General features: G+C 37.6%; 15 protein-coding genes. 8 read left to right on the top strand and 7 right to left on the bottom strand.

The genetic code is table 11. The features are described from left to right. Nucleotides 1–18: 18 nt before the first annotated feature. Nucleotides 19–357: a helix-turn-helix domain-containing protein gene (locus NSQ71_RS09600; RefSeq protein ID WP_063387802.1), complete on the bottom strand. Its 339-nt coding sequence runs from the start codon at nucleotides 355–357 to the stop codon at nucleotides 19–21. A 174-nt stretch (nucleotides 358–531) separates the two neighbouring features. On the opposite strand from NSQ71_RS09600, the gene NSQ71_RS09595 reads away from it, so the two are divergent. From NSQ71_RS09595 to NSQ71_RS09585, 3 genes are all read left to right on the top strand, one after another. Next, on the top strand, nucleotides 532–1254 hold the full coding sequence (locus tag NSQ71_RS09595) for an EAL domain-containing protein (RefSeq protein ID WP_082829624.1): 723 nt from the start codon (nucleotides 532–534) through the stop codon (nucleotides 1252–1254). 389 nt (nucleotides 1255–1643) lie between these two features. Next, complete coding sequence (locus tag NSQ71_RS09590; protein ID WP_340733819.1) at nucleotides 1644–3392, top strand: methyl-accepting chemotaxis protein; 1749 nt, start codon at nucleotides 1644–1646, stop codon at nucleotides 3390–3392. Nucleotides 3393–4082: 690 nt separating this feature from the next. Continuing rightward, nucleotides 4083–5327, top strand: a complete 1245-nt coding sequence (locus tag NSQ71_RS09585; protein WP_339192858.1) for an HAD-IIA family hydrolase — start codon at nucleotides 4083–4085, stop codon at nucleotides 5325–5327. A 542-nt stretch (nucleotides 5328–5869) separates the two neighbouring features. Here NSQ71_RS09585 and NSQ71_RS09580 read toward each other — a convergent pair. From NSQ71_RS09580 to NSQ71_RS09560, 5 genes are all read right to left on the bottom strand, one after another. Then, a complete protein-coding gene (locus NSQ71_RS09580) occupies nucleotides 5870–6502 on the bottom strand; it encodes a response regulator transcription factor (protein WP_063387805.1) in 633 nt (210 codons plus the stop codon). Beyond that, entirely contained in the window at nucleotides 6495–7541 is a 1047-nt protein-coding gene (locus tag NSQ71_RS09575) for a sensor histidine kinase (RefSeq protein ID WP_063387806.1), read from the bottom strand. The genes NSQ71_RS09580 and NSQ71_RS09575 overlap by 8 nt, the downstream gene beginning before the upstream one ends. Beyond that, nucleotides 7538–8272 (bottom strand): cell wall-active antibiotics response protein LiaF, encoded by a 735-nt coding sequence (gene liaF / locus NSQ71_RS09570; RefSeq protein WP_066251251.1) that lies wholly within the window; start codon nucleotides 8270–8272, stop codon nucleotides 7538–7540. Before liaF ends, NSQ71_RS09575 begins: the two co-directional genes overlap by 4 nt. Nucleotides 8273–8354: 82 nt before the next feature. Beyond that, nucleotides 8355–8999, bottom strand: a complete 645-nt coding sequence (locus NSQ71_RS09565; protein ID WP_063387808.1) for a PspA/IM30 family protein — start codon at nucleotides 8997–8999, stop codon at nucleotides 8355–8357. A gap of 15 nt (nucleotides 9000–9014) precedes the next feature. Continuing rightward, nucleotides 9015–9356, bottom strand: a complete 342-nt coding sequence (locus NSQ71_RS09560) for a lmo0954 family membrane protein (protein WP_063387809.1) — start codon at nucleotides 9354–9356, stop codon at nucleotides 9015–9017. Nucleotides 9357–9523: 167 nt separating this feature from the next. Here NSQ71_RS09560 and NSQ71_RS09555 point away from each other — a divergent pair, with 167 nt between their 5' ends. Then, a complete protein-coding gene (locus NSQ71_RS09555; RefSeq protein WP_066251242.1) occupies nucleotides 9524–9910 on the top strand; it encodes a hypothetical protein in 387 nt (128 codons plus the stop codon). Between the two features lie 348 nt (nucleotides 9911–10258). Here the strand turns inward: NSQ71_RS09555 and NSQ71_RS09550 are convergent, their stop codons facing one another. Beyond that, nucleotides 10259–11236, bottom strand: coding sequence for a LacI family DNA-binding transcriptional regulator (locus NSQ71_RS09550; protein ID WP_063387811.1), 978 nt, complete (start codon nucleotides 11234–11236; stop codon nucleotides 10259–10261). A gap of 95 nt (nucleotides 11237–11331) precedes the next feature. On the opposite strand from NSQ71_RS09550, the gene NSQ71_RS09545 reads away from it, so the two are divergent. The 4 genes from NSQ71_RS09545 (at nucleotide 11332) to NSQ71_RS09530 (ending at nucleotide 15643) form a co-directional block, all read left to right on the top strand. Then, nucleotides 11332–11475, top strand: coding sequence for a hypothetical protein (locus tag NSQ71_RS09545; RefSeq protein WP_161939811.1), 144 nt, complete (start codon nucleotides 11332–11334; stop codon nucleotides 11473–11475). Nucleotides 11476–12040: 565 nt separating this feature from the next. Continuing rightward, nucleotides 12041–12982, top strand: a complete 942-nt coding sequence (locus NSQ71_RS09540; protein ID WP_144598032.1) for a ring-cleaving dioxygenase — start codon at nucleotides 12041–12043, stop codon at nucleotides 12980–12982. 41 nt (nucleotides 12983–13023) lie between these two features. Beyond that, the gene (locus tag NSQ71_RS09535) at nucleotides 13024–13635 is read left to right on the top strand and encodes an alpha/beta hydrolase (RefSeq protein WP_094245877.1); all 612 of its coding nucleotides are present in this window, start codon (nucleotides 13024–13026) and stop codon (nucleotides 13633–13635) included. A 1075-nt stretch (nucleotides 13636–14710) separates the two neighbouring features. Continuing rightward, nucleotides 14711–15643: an aldo/keto reductase gene (locus NSQ71_RS09530; RefSeq protein WP_094245876.1), complete on the top strand. Its 933-nt coding sequence runs from the start codon at nucleotides 14711–14713 to the stop codon at nucleotides 15641–15643. Nucleotides 15644–15677 lie beyond the last annotated feature (34 nt).

Raw genomic sequence — 15677 nt, 5'->3', positions numbered from 1 at the left:
CCCCTTTTTGGAATACTGCTACTTATCTTTCCAGTTCAATAGGAGATCCAGCATGTTTAGTATGAATTTTTGATCTTCAACCGGCCTTGCCTGAAGTTTTGTAATAATTTGCGACAAAGTATAATCTGGTTTTTTTGAATTTGGTTGAATAGATTTAAATAATTCCTCTAAAGAAACCTCAAGCGCCGTTGCGATTTTGTTAATACTTTCCAATGTTGCGTTTTTTTCACCTCTTTCTAATTGTCCAATATAAGTAGCATGTAGATTTGCTATATCTGCTAATTCTTCTTGACTCCACCCTTTCTGCTTGCGAAAATTTCGGATTCTTTCTCCGATTATTTGCTGTATTTTAGTCATGAACCGTCACTCCTTGGGGATAATAGTGATTCCTTTTTACAATCTACTATGAGAGTTAAGCCCCCAAGAGACTATTGATATTAAAAGCATTAAAATATATACTAAAAATATGAAATATAACATTAGACATTATCCGAAATAGGTCTATAGATAGACGTCTAGGAGGTTCTTCCATTGGTTAAATGGGAAATTAGAAGGATAAAAGAAATTATAGATAACAAATCATTTTGTCATTTTTTTCAACCTATTTATGAATTAAAAGAATCAAAAATATATGGATACGAAGCTTTGCTTCGCTGCAAATATTTTTCCGATCCGGAAATTTTGTTTCAAATCGCCCGTGAATGCGGTTTTTTATATGAACTGGATACTTGCTCCATTCACAATGCAATAACATCGATGGGAGACCTGCAGCAAAAGCTGTTTATTAACGTATTTCCATCGACGATTGTTCATCATTCTTTTACCCAATTTATAAAAAAAATAAACCTTTTTTTTCAGTCGACCGAAAAAGTAGTTTTTGAAATAAATGAAAGTGAAAAAATCGAAAATATTGAATTGTTGAAAAAAAATATTCAATTTTTAAAAGATGAAGGGTATAAAGTTGCCGTTGATGATTTCGGAAAAGGTGAAATATCGTTAGAAACCATTGTCGATTTAAACCCGCATTATATTAAAGTCGATCGTTCTTTAGGCCAAAATTTATATAATTCGGGCAAAAATCAAGATGTTATTAAAAAGCTTTTATTTCTTTGCGAACGTACCAATATGAAACTAGTTTTAGAAGGAATTGAGAAAAAAGAAGATTTAGACATGGCTAAAGCATTGGGGGTTCATTACGCTCAAGGATATTTATTAGGCGAGCCGAAGCCGATGAGGGAAAATACAAAAAAATAATTGCTGCTTATTCATAGTAAATGAATTAGAAAAATAAATTTTATCGGATCGAACATATAGACTATTTTCAGATTATTTTTACTTCATTGACGTAAAAGAACCGCAATAAATGGACGATATTTTTAATAAAAACGCTTAAATATCGGGTTATCGGTTGATCATATTTTTTGATCATATACGTTCATACGAAAGCAAAAAAAATACAATTTTAACAATAAATGATTAATTAACTAAAAAAAGTATGTTTTTAGACCGATAATTAAAATGTCAAGCAGCCAATTTCGGATTTGAGGGAGTGAAATGGATGGACAATGAGTTCCGTAACGTTTTTCTAAGAGGGAAGATCGAATTCTTTAAAAAATTTATGGTATAACAAAGGGGTAATGTTTATGAAAAAAAATTTTCAATTCACGATACGTTTGAAGCTAATGACCATTTCATTTCTTTTATTAACGATTCCGTTAGTCATTTTAGGTTTATTAAGCTATCAGAAAACGACTTCCAGTTTAAACAAGCTGGGGGAAACGAACTTAAAAAACAGCGTTGAAATGACCATTGAGTTAATCGATGCGTTAAATAAAGAGGTCGAAAAGGGTACACTGTCTTTAGAAGAAGCGCAGGAACAGGTAAAAGTTGCGATATTGGGGGAAAAGAATGCTGACGGCAAACGGCCAATTAATAAAAATTTTGATTTAGGCGAAAACGGCTACATTTCTATTATCAATCAAGAAGGAACTTTAATTGGACACCCAGCCGTAGAAGGCAGAGAAAGCTGGAATGATGAAGATTCTAAAGGCGTAAAATTCATTCAAAAAATGATCAAAACCGGAAATGAAGGCGGCGGTTTAACTTATTACGAATGGGCGCTGCCTGATAACGAAAATAGAATTGAAAAAAAAGTCGCCTATTCCAAAACCGATCCTCATTGGGGATGGGTTGTATGTGCGAGCACGTATTTAATGGATTTCAATCAGCCGGCTAAAGATCTTCTCGTTTTTTTAATGATTGTCATTGGCGCAACGGTCGTGATTGGATTTTTCATCGTATGGCTGTTTTCGAACAGCATTTCCAAACCAATACATGCCGTATCAGAGCGCATGCATTTGTTGGCTAACGGAGATTTAACACAAGGTGAAATAAAAATCAGTTCGAAAGATGAAACACAAAACCTGGCACATGCCATAAATCAGCTGCAAAAGAAACTGAAAGAAATGATTACAAACATTTCGAATGCTTCTGAAGTACTGACAAGCCACAGCGAGGAGATGACCCACTCTGCAAATGAAGTGAAGGCCGGATCAGAGCAGGTTTCAACCACCATGCAGGAATTGGCATCAGGCGCTGAAACGCAAGCAAGCAGCGCGAGCGACATGGCAGCAAAGATGGAGGTATTTGTCGAAAAAGTTCAAGATGCCAGCGAAAAAGGGGAGCATATTGAATCAGTCTCCAGAGAGGTGCTTGACATTGCCGGCAAAGGAAATAAACTAATGATGTCTTCTACCGAACAAATGTCGAAAATTGACGAAATTTTTCAACAATCTGTTGATAAAGTGCTCGGTTTAAACGGACATTTGCAAAAAATTACAAAACTCGTATCCGTCATACAAGGAATTGCGGACCAAACGAATCTTCTAGCATTAAACGCAGCGATTGAAGCGGCAAGAGCAGGCGAAAACGGAAAAGGCTTTGCAGTAGTTGCAGATGAAGTAAGAAAGCTCGCTGAACAAGTTTCCGTCTCAATCTCAGACATAACAAGCATTGTCGACAATATCCAAAATGAATCAAAGAATGTAGTTGATGCTTTAAAGAGCGGCTATCAGGAGGTTGAACAAGGAACAGAGCAAATTAAAAATACAGGCGCAACATTTCAAACGATCAACAAAGCTGTTACGGACATGGTTCATCATATTCAAACAATTGCGAACAACTTGACGGAAATCGCTTCCAACAGCCGGGAAATGAACCGTTCCATCGAGGAAATAGCCTCGATCTCCGAGCAATCAGCAGCAGGTATTGAGCAAACCTCTGCGGCAGCCGAACAAACAAGCAGTTCTATGGAAGAAGTGGCGAACAGCTCCGAACAACTAGCGAAGCTAGCCGAAGAGCTGAATGAATTTGTACGGCAATTTAAGCTTTAGAAAATAGAAGAATGTGTTTGATTTTTTTGATATCAGAAGATGTATTTGGGTGGGGATAAATGTCCTCACCTTAAACTTTTGAGCGATACATAGACCAGCTCCCTGCAAAAAGGGGGATAAATGTTCAGTATTGCTGGCATTTAGAGGGGGAAGACAACTTGCATAAATGTCAGATCAAATACAGACCTTTCTTTATTAGAAAGGAGATCAGTCGTAAAAGCATACATTTGATTAGAGATTAGTTCTTAGTGTGCACGAATTGCACAGTCTTTTTGAAAAAACTTTTGTCTTATTGCTCAAATTCCCAATATTCCACATCACATTTTCTCCATTTAAACCGCCTTTTTGCTGCGTGAACGATAAATCTATTATAATCATATGTAGAAGTGGAAATAAAGAGAGAAGATTCTCCTCATACAAGCTCATGCAAACTTTCAAGCAAGGCAAATCGTTTTATTGAAACATCTTTTGGTTTGACAGCAAAAAAACTTCTAAAAGTTTTGCGCAAGTTTAAGAAATGGTTCATTGAGAAAACGATTGTTTTAACACGAGTTAGTTTTGAGGTATTTTAAATAAGTTCAAATCTTTTCGAGAAAACGATCACTTTAACTTGAATTAGCTTGCTGATGAGGAGGTTTTTTCAATCAGCTTGTTTCATGCGAAAATGGTTCACTAAGGAAGGATGATTTCATGATCATAGATGATTTTGACGTGTTTTTATTTGACCTAGACGGAGTGATTTACATAGGAGAAAATCCGCTTCCTGGGGCAGTTGAATCTTTGCGGCGCTTGCGTCAAGAAAAGAAAATGATTCGGTTTCTTACAAATGATCCTTGTACTACGAGAGAAAAAATTGCCGGACGGCTCAAGCGAATGGAGATTACAGCAAGTCCAGAGGAAATCATTACATCCGCTTGGTTGACAGCTCAATATTTGCGAAAACAAAATATTCGCAGTGCCTACGTGCTGGGGGACGATCATTTACAGCACGAGTGCAGTCAAGCAGGAGTAATGGTTGTAAAGGGTGAAGAGGAGGCAGAAGCCGTTGTTGTCGGCTGGAGCGGAAATGTATCTTTGTACGATATTCAGGAAGCGGTAAAACAAATACATAATGGTGCGAAGTTTATTGCAACGAATGCCGATATGAGTTTCCCTACTTCGAAAGGTCCTTTGCCTGCAACAGGAGCTGTTGCTGAAATGATACGAGCATCAACCGGGAAAAAACCGTACATTGTCGGCAAACCGAATCCATTTATGTTCCAGAAAGCGATTGAATCGATTTCGTCTAAAGCAAAAGTGGTTATGATCGGCGATAACCCGTTAACTGATATATTAGGTGCTCATCAAGCAGGGATTCAAGCGATTTTAATTTCCAACGGGAAGAATGCACCGTTTCCATCTCCCGGGGATTACCGCAATCCGGATGCGGTGATCGGAAATTTGCAGTCTTTATTTGATGATCGTGTCAAAATTAAACAATGGAATACGCGTGATTTTGCATGGCCGGAGCGGATCGAAGCAGGAGTGGCGGGAATTATTTTTAACGAACAGCAGCAAGTTCTCCTATTAAAACGGTCGGATAACGGACTATGGGGCATTCCATCAGGGCATGTAGAGCCGGGAGAAAAGGTGGAAGAAGCAATTATAAGAGAAATTTATGAAGAAACAGGTCTTGAAGTGGAGGTAACCCGGTTGATCGGCATTTACTCAGATCCGGATTCACAAATTTTTTTATACCCAAATGGCGAAATCAGCCACTTTATTACAACCTGCTTTGAGTGCAAAATCATTGGAGGGACGCTGCGTCAAAAAACAGATGAAACGCTTGATGCACGATTTTTCGCTCCAAACGATCTGCCGGAAAACCTTTTAACGATGCATCCGAGATGGCTGCAGGATGCATTGGAAAAAGAGCATGCTCCATATATACGATAAAAGCCGGAATACTGTTGGGGGAAAAATTACGTCTTTTTCAAGTTTCGAGCAGAAGAACCTTATTATGAATTTCATTTTACACTGTTCCTAAAGCTAGAAACAAAAGGCTTATTAGATGTGCTATCTGCAAGGAAAGGCTGCTATTTTTCGGCAGCCTAGATAGTCATGCTAGGACTTTTGTTCATCTATTGTTTTTTTAAGAGAAAACTAGTTTTTGGCGGAAAACGAATAGGAGGATTTCTGATTTCTTTTACCGATTATTTCGATTTCCGCCATCGTTTCGCTTGAGATTTTTGAATTATTTTTAGCCGATTTTATCAAGCGTTCACATGTTTATATTTGCTTTTGTCGACGAATATGCATTCATTTGGGAGATGAATAACATCGCTTACGTATGTGATCTTCTATTAGGATGGGAAAACTAGCAATTTTTTTGTTTTGATTATATGTAAAATGATAAATAAATTTCGAATGAAATTTCCTGTATTTGTGCTTCGGTGAAAAACCATTCCACTTTCTCTTTTCTTCGCTTATTGCCAATTTTACTTGATTAGCGAATGCTTGAACGCATAAATGACGGCTTGGGTGCGGTCTTGAACGCCCAGTTTGCTTAAAATGTTGCTGACGTGAACTTTGACGGTTTTTAATGAAATGAACAACTCATCTGCAATTTCTTGATTTGATTTCCCTTGAGCCATTAAAAGCAGCACTTCCATTTCTCGGTTTGTTAATTCTTCATGAGGATGGCGGTTTTGTTTTTTATTCATTCTTGCCATCATTTTCGTTGTCACTTCAGGCTCTAAGACAGATTGTCCCTGATATGTTGAACGGATCGCATCGGCGATTTCGTCTGCTTTTGAAGTTTTTAACATATAGCTGACAGCACCGGCTTCAAGGGCAGGGTAGACTTTTTCATCATCGAGAAAGCTTGTGACAATAATGATTTTTGCCTCTGGCCATTGATGAAGTATTTCTTTTGTCGCTTCAATCCCGTCCATTTCCGGCATGACGAGGTCCATTAAAATAATATCAGGCTTTAATTGTAAAGCTAGTTCAATGCATTTTTTGCCATTATCAGCCTCGCCGACGATTTCTATGTCAGGCTGGGACGATAAAAAAGCCGAAACGCCGATTCTTACCATTTCATGATCATCAACTAGTAATACTTTAATCATTTTTATCACCTTCATCTGTTAACAACGGTACTTTTATTTCCAATCTAGTTCCTTCATGAGGGACACTGACAATTTGCAATGTTCCGCCGATTTCGGCTGCACGTTCATACATGTTTTGCAAACCATATGCTCCTGATTTTGCCGATTGAACGTCAAATCCTACACCATCGTCGACAATCCGTAAAATGGCCATATTTTTCCGTTTGATCAGCAATACTTCAAGTGTATTCGCTTTGGCGTGGCGAAGAGTGTTTGACACCGATTCTTGCAAAATGCGGAATAAATGGTCTTCAATCCCTTTATCTAGAGGAAATTGCTCTGTCTTCCATTGGATGTTCATCGGCACCTTTTGCCGCAGCTCTGTGAGCAGTTCTTCAATTCCAGTTTGCAAAGATTTACCTTTTAAAGGGACAGGCCGCAAATGCAAAAGAAGAGCGCGCATTTCAAGCTGGGACTGCTGAATAATTTCTTCAACTAAATGGATTTGTTTGCTCGTTCCTTCATCGATTTTTTCCTTGTTTCCTTTAACAGCAGAAATGAGCATCGAGGCCGCAAACAAGTTTTGACTGACAGAGTCATGCAGCTCGCGTGCCAGCCTTTGCCTTTCTTGTGAAATGATTTCTTCCAATCTTTTTTCTTGTTCTTTTGCGTTTTCACCTGCAAGTTTTTGCGTTAATTTCGTCTGTTCAATGAGATGATGCTGCACTTGGTCAATTCGAAGGTTGATTTCATCTAATTCTTTAATGTTTATATGTTCATTTTGTTCAACCGTTTCTCCTTTTGTTATTTTTTTTAGTTTGTCTTCAATCTTGTGTAGTTTATCTTTAAAAGGAAGTCCGAATAGAATGCCGAAAAGCAAGCCGATGGCGCTGCTGATTACGAACGTGAAGAGGATAAACGGAATATCAAGAATTTTTTGTTTCCATAGTAATGTCCAATTAGGAAACAGGAACGTAAGCAAAAGCGAAACAGTGAAAAATAAAAAAGTGACTACTGATGTTACTAAGCAGATAATAATTTGTCTTTGCAATACATTCATGTTCTTTTCACCTCTATTCTGCCAAAGGTTATAGAGGTGATGATTTTCACTTTTTGGGCAGATTCATGATAGTTTTTGGACTCATATCGAATTGTTTCGTTCCATACATTCGGTTCACTATAATCAAAAATGGAGTAGGAGCCGATGAAACCGGAATGGTGGACGGACACTTCCAGCTCGTAAGGAACAATTATTTCGATATTGCCGATAAGCTTTCGGATGACAATCACCGCTTCACCTTTCGGAAGAATCGTATAGTTTAAATCTATTACTGTATCGCCGATGCCTGTTTGAATGTTGACATCGTTCCATCTGTATATTTGTTCTTCGGTTCGCTGCGTTCCGAACAATCTGTTTTGAAAAAGAGGCGTTTTGGAAAATGTCTCTTCTTGCGAGAGGATTGGATCTGCTTCTTCAATTTTAGGAGACTTTTTAGCAGCTACCTGCTTGTTTTGAACATAGTGAAAAATAAAGTAAATGAAAACAGCAAATAGAAGCAGTCGGAATGTAAACATATTGAAAAAAGATAGAACGCCGCCGATTATTCCGATCCAAAATAACAATAATCCTGATTTTTTCGGCATTCTTTTTCTTCCAATATATACGCAAAAAATCATCATCATTAGGAAGAAAAGGGCCTCACCATTGAAAAATAAAAGCTCTGCGATGAATAAGATGATGCCAATGACGAAAATCCATTTTGTAAAATCTATTTTCGATTGATGAAACACGAGGCTCCTCTCCTTCCTATTAGTGTGAACATAAATATGGAAAGGCGTAGAGAACTACGCCCTTATAGCATAACAATTTACGTTAAGAATTTGAATCCGTTTCTTGATTTTTTAATTCTTTTTCAAGCTTTGCGATTCTTGCATCAAATGTTAATGTATCGTATCTGTTGTTGATTCGATTTTCCAGTTCATCAAGGTAATTCTCTATTTCAGCAAAGCGAACAAAATGGTTCTTTTCGGAATTATGCTGCTCAAGAACTTGGTTGATCCGGGAGTAGGCGCGTGCAATATTTTCTCGTCCCATCAGCTCCATGCGCTTTATATGCATATCTTTTAATTTATGTTTCATTTCTTCATATTTATGTTCTAAGTCAATGAGCTGTTTCGTTGCTTGTTCAAGCGCTTGTTTTAATTTTGATGCACGCTCCTCATACTGCTGCTGCTCGTTGATGGCAAATTGATGCAATTCTTCTTCTTGCGCTTTCAACGCAATTTCGGCTTGATATTTTCTTTTTTCTTTTAAGTGTTCAGCATGGTTGTATTCTCTTAACAGCTCTTGTTTTAATAATCGTTGGCGTTCGATTAATTTTTGAACCTTTTCAACTTCCTTTTCACATTGGCGCAAATATTCATTTAATAGCGCAATTGGATTCCTTTGTTCCTGTTCATTCAATAAATCATGTAAATCGGCCATAATCACATTTTTTAATCTCGTAAATATGCTCATTTTTTTCCCCTCCATTTATTGTCGTTTTAGTGATTCCCATTGTTTTTCAAAATTGGTGAATGGATCGTCTGACACATACGGATCATTCGATTTTTTCCAATTATTAAAAATGAGATAAAGCACATATGCGGCGATTAAACCGAGAATAGCTGGGACATTTGCAGCTGAAACAGATAGTGCAATCAGCCCGACAATCCCCCAAAACCATTTTTTTGATTTTTTGTCGGATTTCACAAATTGTTTAAACGAAAAGTATAGAACAAGCAAACTGATAAGAAGTCCGACGATTGAGCCGAGATTGGCGATTAAAACTATTGCGGCTATTGCACCTGCGATGAACAAACCGATTTTTTTCATAATTTGAATGACCTCCTTTCAATTTTCATCTTACCTTTTGTGGTCGCTGCTCATAACGAACCTGAGGCATATTTTGAACTACGACTTGAGGCGTATTTCGATTTCCTTTCAATGATTTTGTTCTGCTTCGGATCATGGTTAGAAGGGAGGACGGGGCATGGGAAACATTGATCAATCTGTATAAAAAGCACGCCATTATTGATTTAATGCGATATTACACCGTGATGAATTTGTTAATGATCTTGTTGTTTTTCTTCCGTAATCTAGCGGATGTGCCTTGGCATTTAATTTTATTCGCCTTGCTGCTCGGGTTGAATTTTTTGCTGATTGGTGCGTTATTGATTTTATTGGTCAAAAATGTAGAAATGGCGTTCGGATTCATTGCCATTTATACGGTTGTCGAATACGTGACAAACGGCGAACTTATACCATGGCCGCACTTTTTTTACAAATTCAACTCGATGGCTGACGGAAATGAAGCGTTTGTTTATGCAGCAAATATTTTGAGCATCGTGATCGCAAGCTTGCTGATAAGAAGAAAATTAACGGAGTAGGAAAATTGTTTTAAAAAGCGGTTTGGGGAAATAACGCTCCAATTTTAAGGATTTTCATTGCTATGCAATTGAAAACATCTGTAAGGCCATTTGTGATTGACGTACACTTTGCTGTCGGCCAAAAAGGGGAGTAAGTATGCAGACAAGCTGTTAACCAGCTTTGAGTAGTAATCGATGAATTTCACACTGAACGTCAAAAGAAAACGGAATATGGAAAAAGACGCATGCAAATCGTCAAAATGATTACAAAATCAAATGAAAAATCCTGCCAAGCTGCTTCGGTTTTTGCAGATGATCGTTTGGCAGGAATGATTTGAACTCTAAAGAGGGGGCATCCTTCTTCATGGGTTACACAGTTTTCCGCTCAATTAACCGAAAGGGGAGAGTCATCTTCTTATTTGTTTGCTCCCGTTTTTCTTTACAATGAATAATCGATTGCACCGCAAGCTTCCCCATTTTTCTTATTGGGATTTCAATAGTAGTGATTCCCATGATGTCGGCAATAGGCTGATTATCAAAGCTTAAGATGGCAATGTCTTGAGGAATCTTTATTTTATATTGTTCAGCACTTAATAAGATACCTGCTGCCACTTGATCGTTTGTAACAAAAAAGGCAGTCGGTTTTTTCTCTAAATGCTGAAGCTTTTCCATAAGCTGTTTGCCGTCAGTGATCGATAGGCATTTGTCGAAGATCCACTCGCTTCGAATCGGTTCGCCTAATTCCTTCATTTTTGTTTTATAGGCTTTTCTTCTTTTTTTACTGTTTGGCCCTTCCATTCGTCCTAAAGTAAATGCAATTTTCGTATGACCTTTCGAAATTAAATAGTCCAAACCAAACTGAAATGCCTGTTCATGCGGAATGCTCAAAGAAGGGAAATGGCTTTGGTCTGAATCTTCGCAAAGAACGATCGGTCCAGCATTTTTATATTCTTTCAATACATCAAAGGAAATGGCTCTTGAACAAAAAATGACACCATCCAATAAGGTTCCCCGCAACAATTCCAATGCTTCAAGCTCTTTTGCTGGTTCATAATTCGTTTGAAAGAGAACAAGCTGCAAATGATGCTTGATCGCTTCCTCCGAAATCCCTTCCACAATGCTGCTAAAATAAGGATGATCGATTTTAGGCAGGACGACGCCGATCAAATTTGAAAAGCCTCTAGACAAGTGGACTGCATGAATGTTCCGTTTATAGTTGATTTCTTCTATCACTTTTAAAACCGCTTCTTTTTTTTCGTCACTGACATATGGATGATTATTTAAAACTCTCGAAACCGTTGTAACAGAAACACCTGCAAGCTTTGCAATATCACGAATCGTTGCCATGAAATATCCCTTTCTTTTAAAAATCCTTGACCTGAAACGCGTTTCATACATTATGTTGATGTTGACAAAGAGATGAGTTTGAGGGGGGGAGGAATATGATGAAAGGATTACTTATTTTAATTGGCTTATGTCTTCTCGAAATCATCTTAGCAAAATTGGCGTTAAAAGACAAAGATGCTTCGCTGATGGATTTTGCTGAGTTCTTTGAATTAGATGATAAAAAAGAAGATCAGAAATGATACCTGTCCGGTTACGGTATTCAACTTCATTTGTCTACATTTGCTAAAGCCATACGGATTTACTAATATTAAATTGCAACGGTCATTCCGATCAGTCTGCAAAAAGCAATTTGCTTTTGCATGTTTTCGGTTTATCTGAAAGCAGCTGGCGGATGCCGGCTACTTTCAGGATGTTGCGTGTTCATCACCAATCTTAAATTCGACTGTGTTTGCCGAGCCATCACAAAAAAATTTATGGAACGGCCAATTGCCCTTGCTGCGGCCAGAACAACAATTTCTGTAACGATTTTGCGCGCAAGAGGAGAGGGAGGTTTCTCTTCGCATTCAAACGCTGCTCTTGCGATTGCTTTCATTTTGGTAAGGATGGTATTTTAGTGAATACGGAACGAAAAGAGATGAAAAATTCAACAGATCAGCTTTTTGACAATAAATGAAAGATTTGATAAAATTATTTCGAATTAAAAATAATTTAATTCGAGATATTTTAATTCGAAATAACGACCCGTTAAAATAATTGATTTACAAAAATGAATCGCGTAAAGAAAATAATAAAGGAGAATCAAAGATGAAAAAGAAAACAGCTGGAATTCATCATATTACTGCTATTGTCGGCCATCCGCAGGAAAATATTGATTTTTATGCTGGAGTTTTAGGGCTGAGGTTAGTTAAAAAAACTGTGAATTTCGATGATCCCGGCACGTACCATTTTTATTTCGGGGATAAAGAAGGAAAGCCAGGGACACTGATTACTTTCTTTCCTTGGCCTGATGCGTATCAAGGAAAAATCGGCAATGGTCAGGTGGGTGTAACTTCTTATGTGATACCAGAAGGTTCCATGAGCTTTTGGCAAGAAAGACTAGATAAATTTAGAATTCCGTTTACAATGACAGAACGGTTTGGTGAGTCACTGCTTGTATTTCAAGACCCGCACGGTTTGAACATTGAGCTAGTGGAACGAAAAGAAGGAGAATTAAATCAATGGGAATTTGGCCATGTCACCTCTGATGTTGCCATTAAAGGATTTGGCGGCGCCGTATTATATTCATCATTTCCTGAAAAAACGTCAGAGTTGTTGGAGAATATTTTTGGACTTCAACGAATTGGAAGGGAAGGAGATTTTATTCGTTTTCAGTCTCCAAGTGAAATCGGCAATGTCGTTGATGTAAAAATTACTTCTTCCGGACGCGGCATCATGGGGGTTGGAACAGTCCATCATATCGCGCTTCGGGCAAAAGACGACAACGATCAATTAGAATGGAAAACATCTTTAGAATCAAATGGATACAGGGTAACGCCAGTTCAGGATCGAAAGTATTTTCATTCTATTTATTTTAGAGAGCATGGTGAAATTTTGTTCGAAATTGCAACAGATCCTCCGGGTTTTGCAATTGATGAATCTTTAGATGCACTTGGAAAAGAATTAAAGCTTCCGGAGCGTTACGAAAAGTATCGGGAACGGTTGGAAAATAAGTTGATGCCAGTGGAAGTCCGAAACCTTGACGAATAAGAAAAGTAATGCTTAATAAACGCTGAGAAGGAGAAAAAACGATGAAACATATTTTTCAAAAAGGAAGCAATCCGGCAAAACCGACTCTCCTATTGCTGCATGGAACCGGCGGAAATGAGTTTGATCTTCTTCCCATTGCAGAAATTATTGATCCAGAAGCATCGATTTTAGCTGTGCGCGGAAATGTAATTGAAAATGGAATGCCGCGTTTTTTTAAAAGACTTGCCGAAGGAGTTTTTGATGAAGAAGATCTTGTTTTCCGTACAAAGGAATTAAACTCTTTTTTAGATGAAGCAGCACAAACATATCGATTTGATCGAAATTCTGTAATCGCAATCGGTTATTCCAACGGAGCAAATATAGCAGCCAGCCTTTTATTCCATTTTCGGGATGCGCTAAATGGAGCCATCTTGCATCACCCGATGGTGCCGAGAAGAGGGATGGATCTGCCGGATCTTTCAGGAAAAAACGTTTTTATTGCAGCTGGAAAGCGTGATCAAATTTGCTCTCCTGAAGAATCAATAGAGCTTAAAACATTTTTAGAAAATAACAACGCAAATGTGCACTTGCATTGGGAAAACGGAGGACATGAGCTGACTTTATCAGAAGTTCAGGCAGCATCCAATTGGTACCGGCAGCTTTATCAAAAATAAGCTGTGAAAGATACCAATAAAAGCAAGTAAATTGGATCAAAATGTTGCCAGCAATCAATTGGCCGTCATTCCAAAATGTTTATAACAAAATGCGGAAGGAAATTGGGCGTGCTCTTCCATTTGTAAATGTTTGTCATTCTCAAGGCTCGTACATCATATATCAAAAGAGCTGCTTAATTCCACGCAAAGCGGATCAAAAATGATCCGTAATGCAAAAAGTTTCGTCAAAGTGCGGGAGTTCTTATATTTGAAAAAATGTTTATCAACTTTGAACCTTGTGCATCAAATATATTAACAGAGCTGCCGAATTCCACAAGATTTACAATAGAAAATCGTGAGCGTTCGGTGGATTTTATGAAATCAAGATAAGTATTCGCAAAATAAATGTTTTGACAGAGGCATTAATTTGCAATTTTTCAGTAATGCTTTATTCTGTTTTAATTAATTGATATAATTGCCGAAAAAAAGAATATCGTTCTAAATAAAAAGATTGAAAGTAAAGGACGGAATTGCTTTCAAGCAAACAGTGGGGCTGTCCGACGAGTTGCTAAAATGAAAGATTTTGAGAAATACAACTGTGAAGGACAAACATAATGAAATAAAATTTATAAATGTTCTTTATAGAGGCAATGAAGTCCAACAAGAAGCGATTGTATGTGCTGAATGTCCGTCATAAAACTTTTGAAGAACCTAATGAAGAAAGAGAGCAAAAGAAAAGTCCTTCATAAGACTTCTGAAGGATATAAAAAAGATTGAAAAAATTGTATGTCCGATAAGTCTAAAAAATAATGCTCCCAAAAGTCAGTTAACCCTACTTTTGGGAGCCTCTTTATTTTGTTATTGCAGCAGGCAGCAATCTCTTAAGATATTTTTATGGTGCTTTAGACAACTTCAAGAATTTGAACATAATGGAACAAACAATAAACAGTCGAGCAACTGCTGCTTGAAAATGAATAAAAGAATCCTTTCATAATTTCATTTATAAAGCCATAATAATATTTAATAGCTTATTAGTTAAAAAACTGATTTTTCTGATAGAATTTGTTATAATGTTAATGAAAGGAGTTGAAATATTGTGACAAAAAAGACTAGATTAGGCAAGACCGATATATATGTGAACCCAATCGGGCTTGGAACAAATGCTGTTGGCGGGCACAACATTTTTCCAAACCTTGACGATGAAACTGGGAAAGAAATCGTTCGTACAGCTTTGGATCATGGAATAAATTTTTTGGATACGGCATTTTATTACGGTCCTGAGCGTTCGGAAGAAATTATCGGTGAAGTCGTCAAGGAGTTTGGCCGTCGTGATGAAGTAGTCATTGCTACTAAAGGTGCTCACAAATTTGTAGACGGAAAAGTTGTTCTTGATAACTCTCCCGATTTCCTTCGCGAGTCGGTCGAGGGCAGCCTGAAACGCTTAAAAACGGATTACATAGATTTATATTACATTCATTTTCCGGACGAAACGACACCGAAGGATGAAGCTGTCGGTGAATTGAAGAAGCTTAAGGATGAAGGGAAAATTCGTGCGATCGGTGTATCGAATTTCTCGCTCGAACAATTAAAAGAAGCGAACAAAGATGGGTATGTCGATGTAATTCAGTCCGAATATAACTTATTTAAACGACAAGCAGAAAAAGATTTGCTTCCTTACACGGCGGAAAATGGAATATCGTTTATACCATATTTTCCACTTGCCTCAGGTCTATTAAGCGGAAAATATTCGAAAGATGAGAAGTTCAATGATTCACGTGCACAAAATCCTTTGTTTCAAGGGGAAGCATTTGCGCGTAATCTCGAAAAAGTCGAGCAATTGCGTCCAATCGCAGAAGCGAAAAATGCTGAAATTGCTCACGTTGTGCTAGCATGGTATTTAACGGTCGATTCCATCGATGCGATCATCCCTGGTGCGAAGAAGCCGGAACAGGTACTTGACAATTTAAAAACGTTAGATGTCCAGTTAACAAAGGAAGAAATAGAGAAAATCAGTCAGATTTTTCAATAATTTTGTAAAAAAGCTGTGATGGAAATATCCCATT

Origin of the sequence: Aeribacillus sp. FSL M8-0235, assembly GCF_038000355.1 — a bacterium.
Taxonomy (GTDB): Bacteria; Bacillota; Bacilli; order Bacillales; family Aeribacillaceae; genus Aeribacillus; species Aeribacillus composti.
This window is presented reverse-complemented; position numbering and strand designations above follow the sequence as displayed.

Bases quoted from the DNA above. Each gene is read 5' to 3' on its own strand.
- NSQ71_RS09575 (WP_063387806.1), bottom strand. From the start codon at position 7,541: ATGAATGTATTGCAAAGACAAATTATTATCTGCTTAGTAACATCAGTA.
- NSQ71_RS09600 (WP_063387802.1), bottom strand. From the start codon at position 357: ATGACTAAAATACAGCAAATAATCGGAGAAAGAATCCGAAATTTTCGC.
- NSQ71_RS09560 (WP_063387809.1), bottom strand. From the start codon at position 9,356: ATGAAAAAAATCGGTTTGTTCATCGCAGGTGCAATAGCCGCAATAGTT.
- NSQ71_RS09580 (WP_063387805.1), bottom strand. From the start codon at position 6,502: ATGATTAAAGTATTACTAGTTGATGATCATGAAATGGTAAGAATCGGC.
- NSQ71_RS09545 (WP_161939811.1), top strand. From the start codon at position 11,332: ATGATGAAAGGATTACTTATTTTAATTGGCTTATGTCTTCTCGAAATC.
- NSQ71_RS09565 (WP_063387808.1), bottom strand. From the start codon at position 8,999: ATGAGCATATTTACGAGATTAAAAAATGTGATTATGGCCGATTTACAT.
- NSQ71_RS09540 (WP_144598032.1), top strand. From the start codon at position 12,041: ATGAAAAAGAAAACAGCTGGAATTCATCATATTACTGCTATTGTCGGC.
- NSQ71_RS09550 (WP_063387811.1), bottom strand. From the start codon at position 11,236: ATGGCAACGATTCGTGATATTGCAAAGCTTGCAGGTGTTTCTGTTACA.
- NSQ71_RS09585 (WP_339192858.1), top strand. From the start codon at position 4,083: ATGATCATAGATGATTTTGACGTGTTTTTATTTGACCTAGACGGAGTG.
- NSQ71_RS09590 (WP_340733819.1), top strand. From the start codon at position 1,644: ATGAAAAAAAATTTTCAATTCACGATACGTTTGAAGCTAATGACCATT.
- NSQ71_RS09535 (WP_094245877.1), top strand. From the start codon at position 13,024: ATGAAACATATTTTTCAAAAAGGAAGCAATCCGGCAAAACCGACTCTC.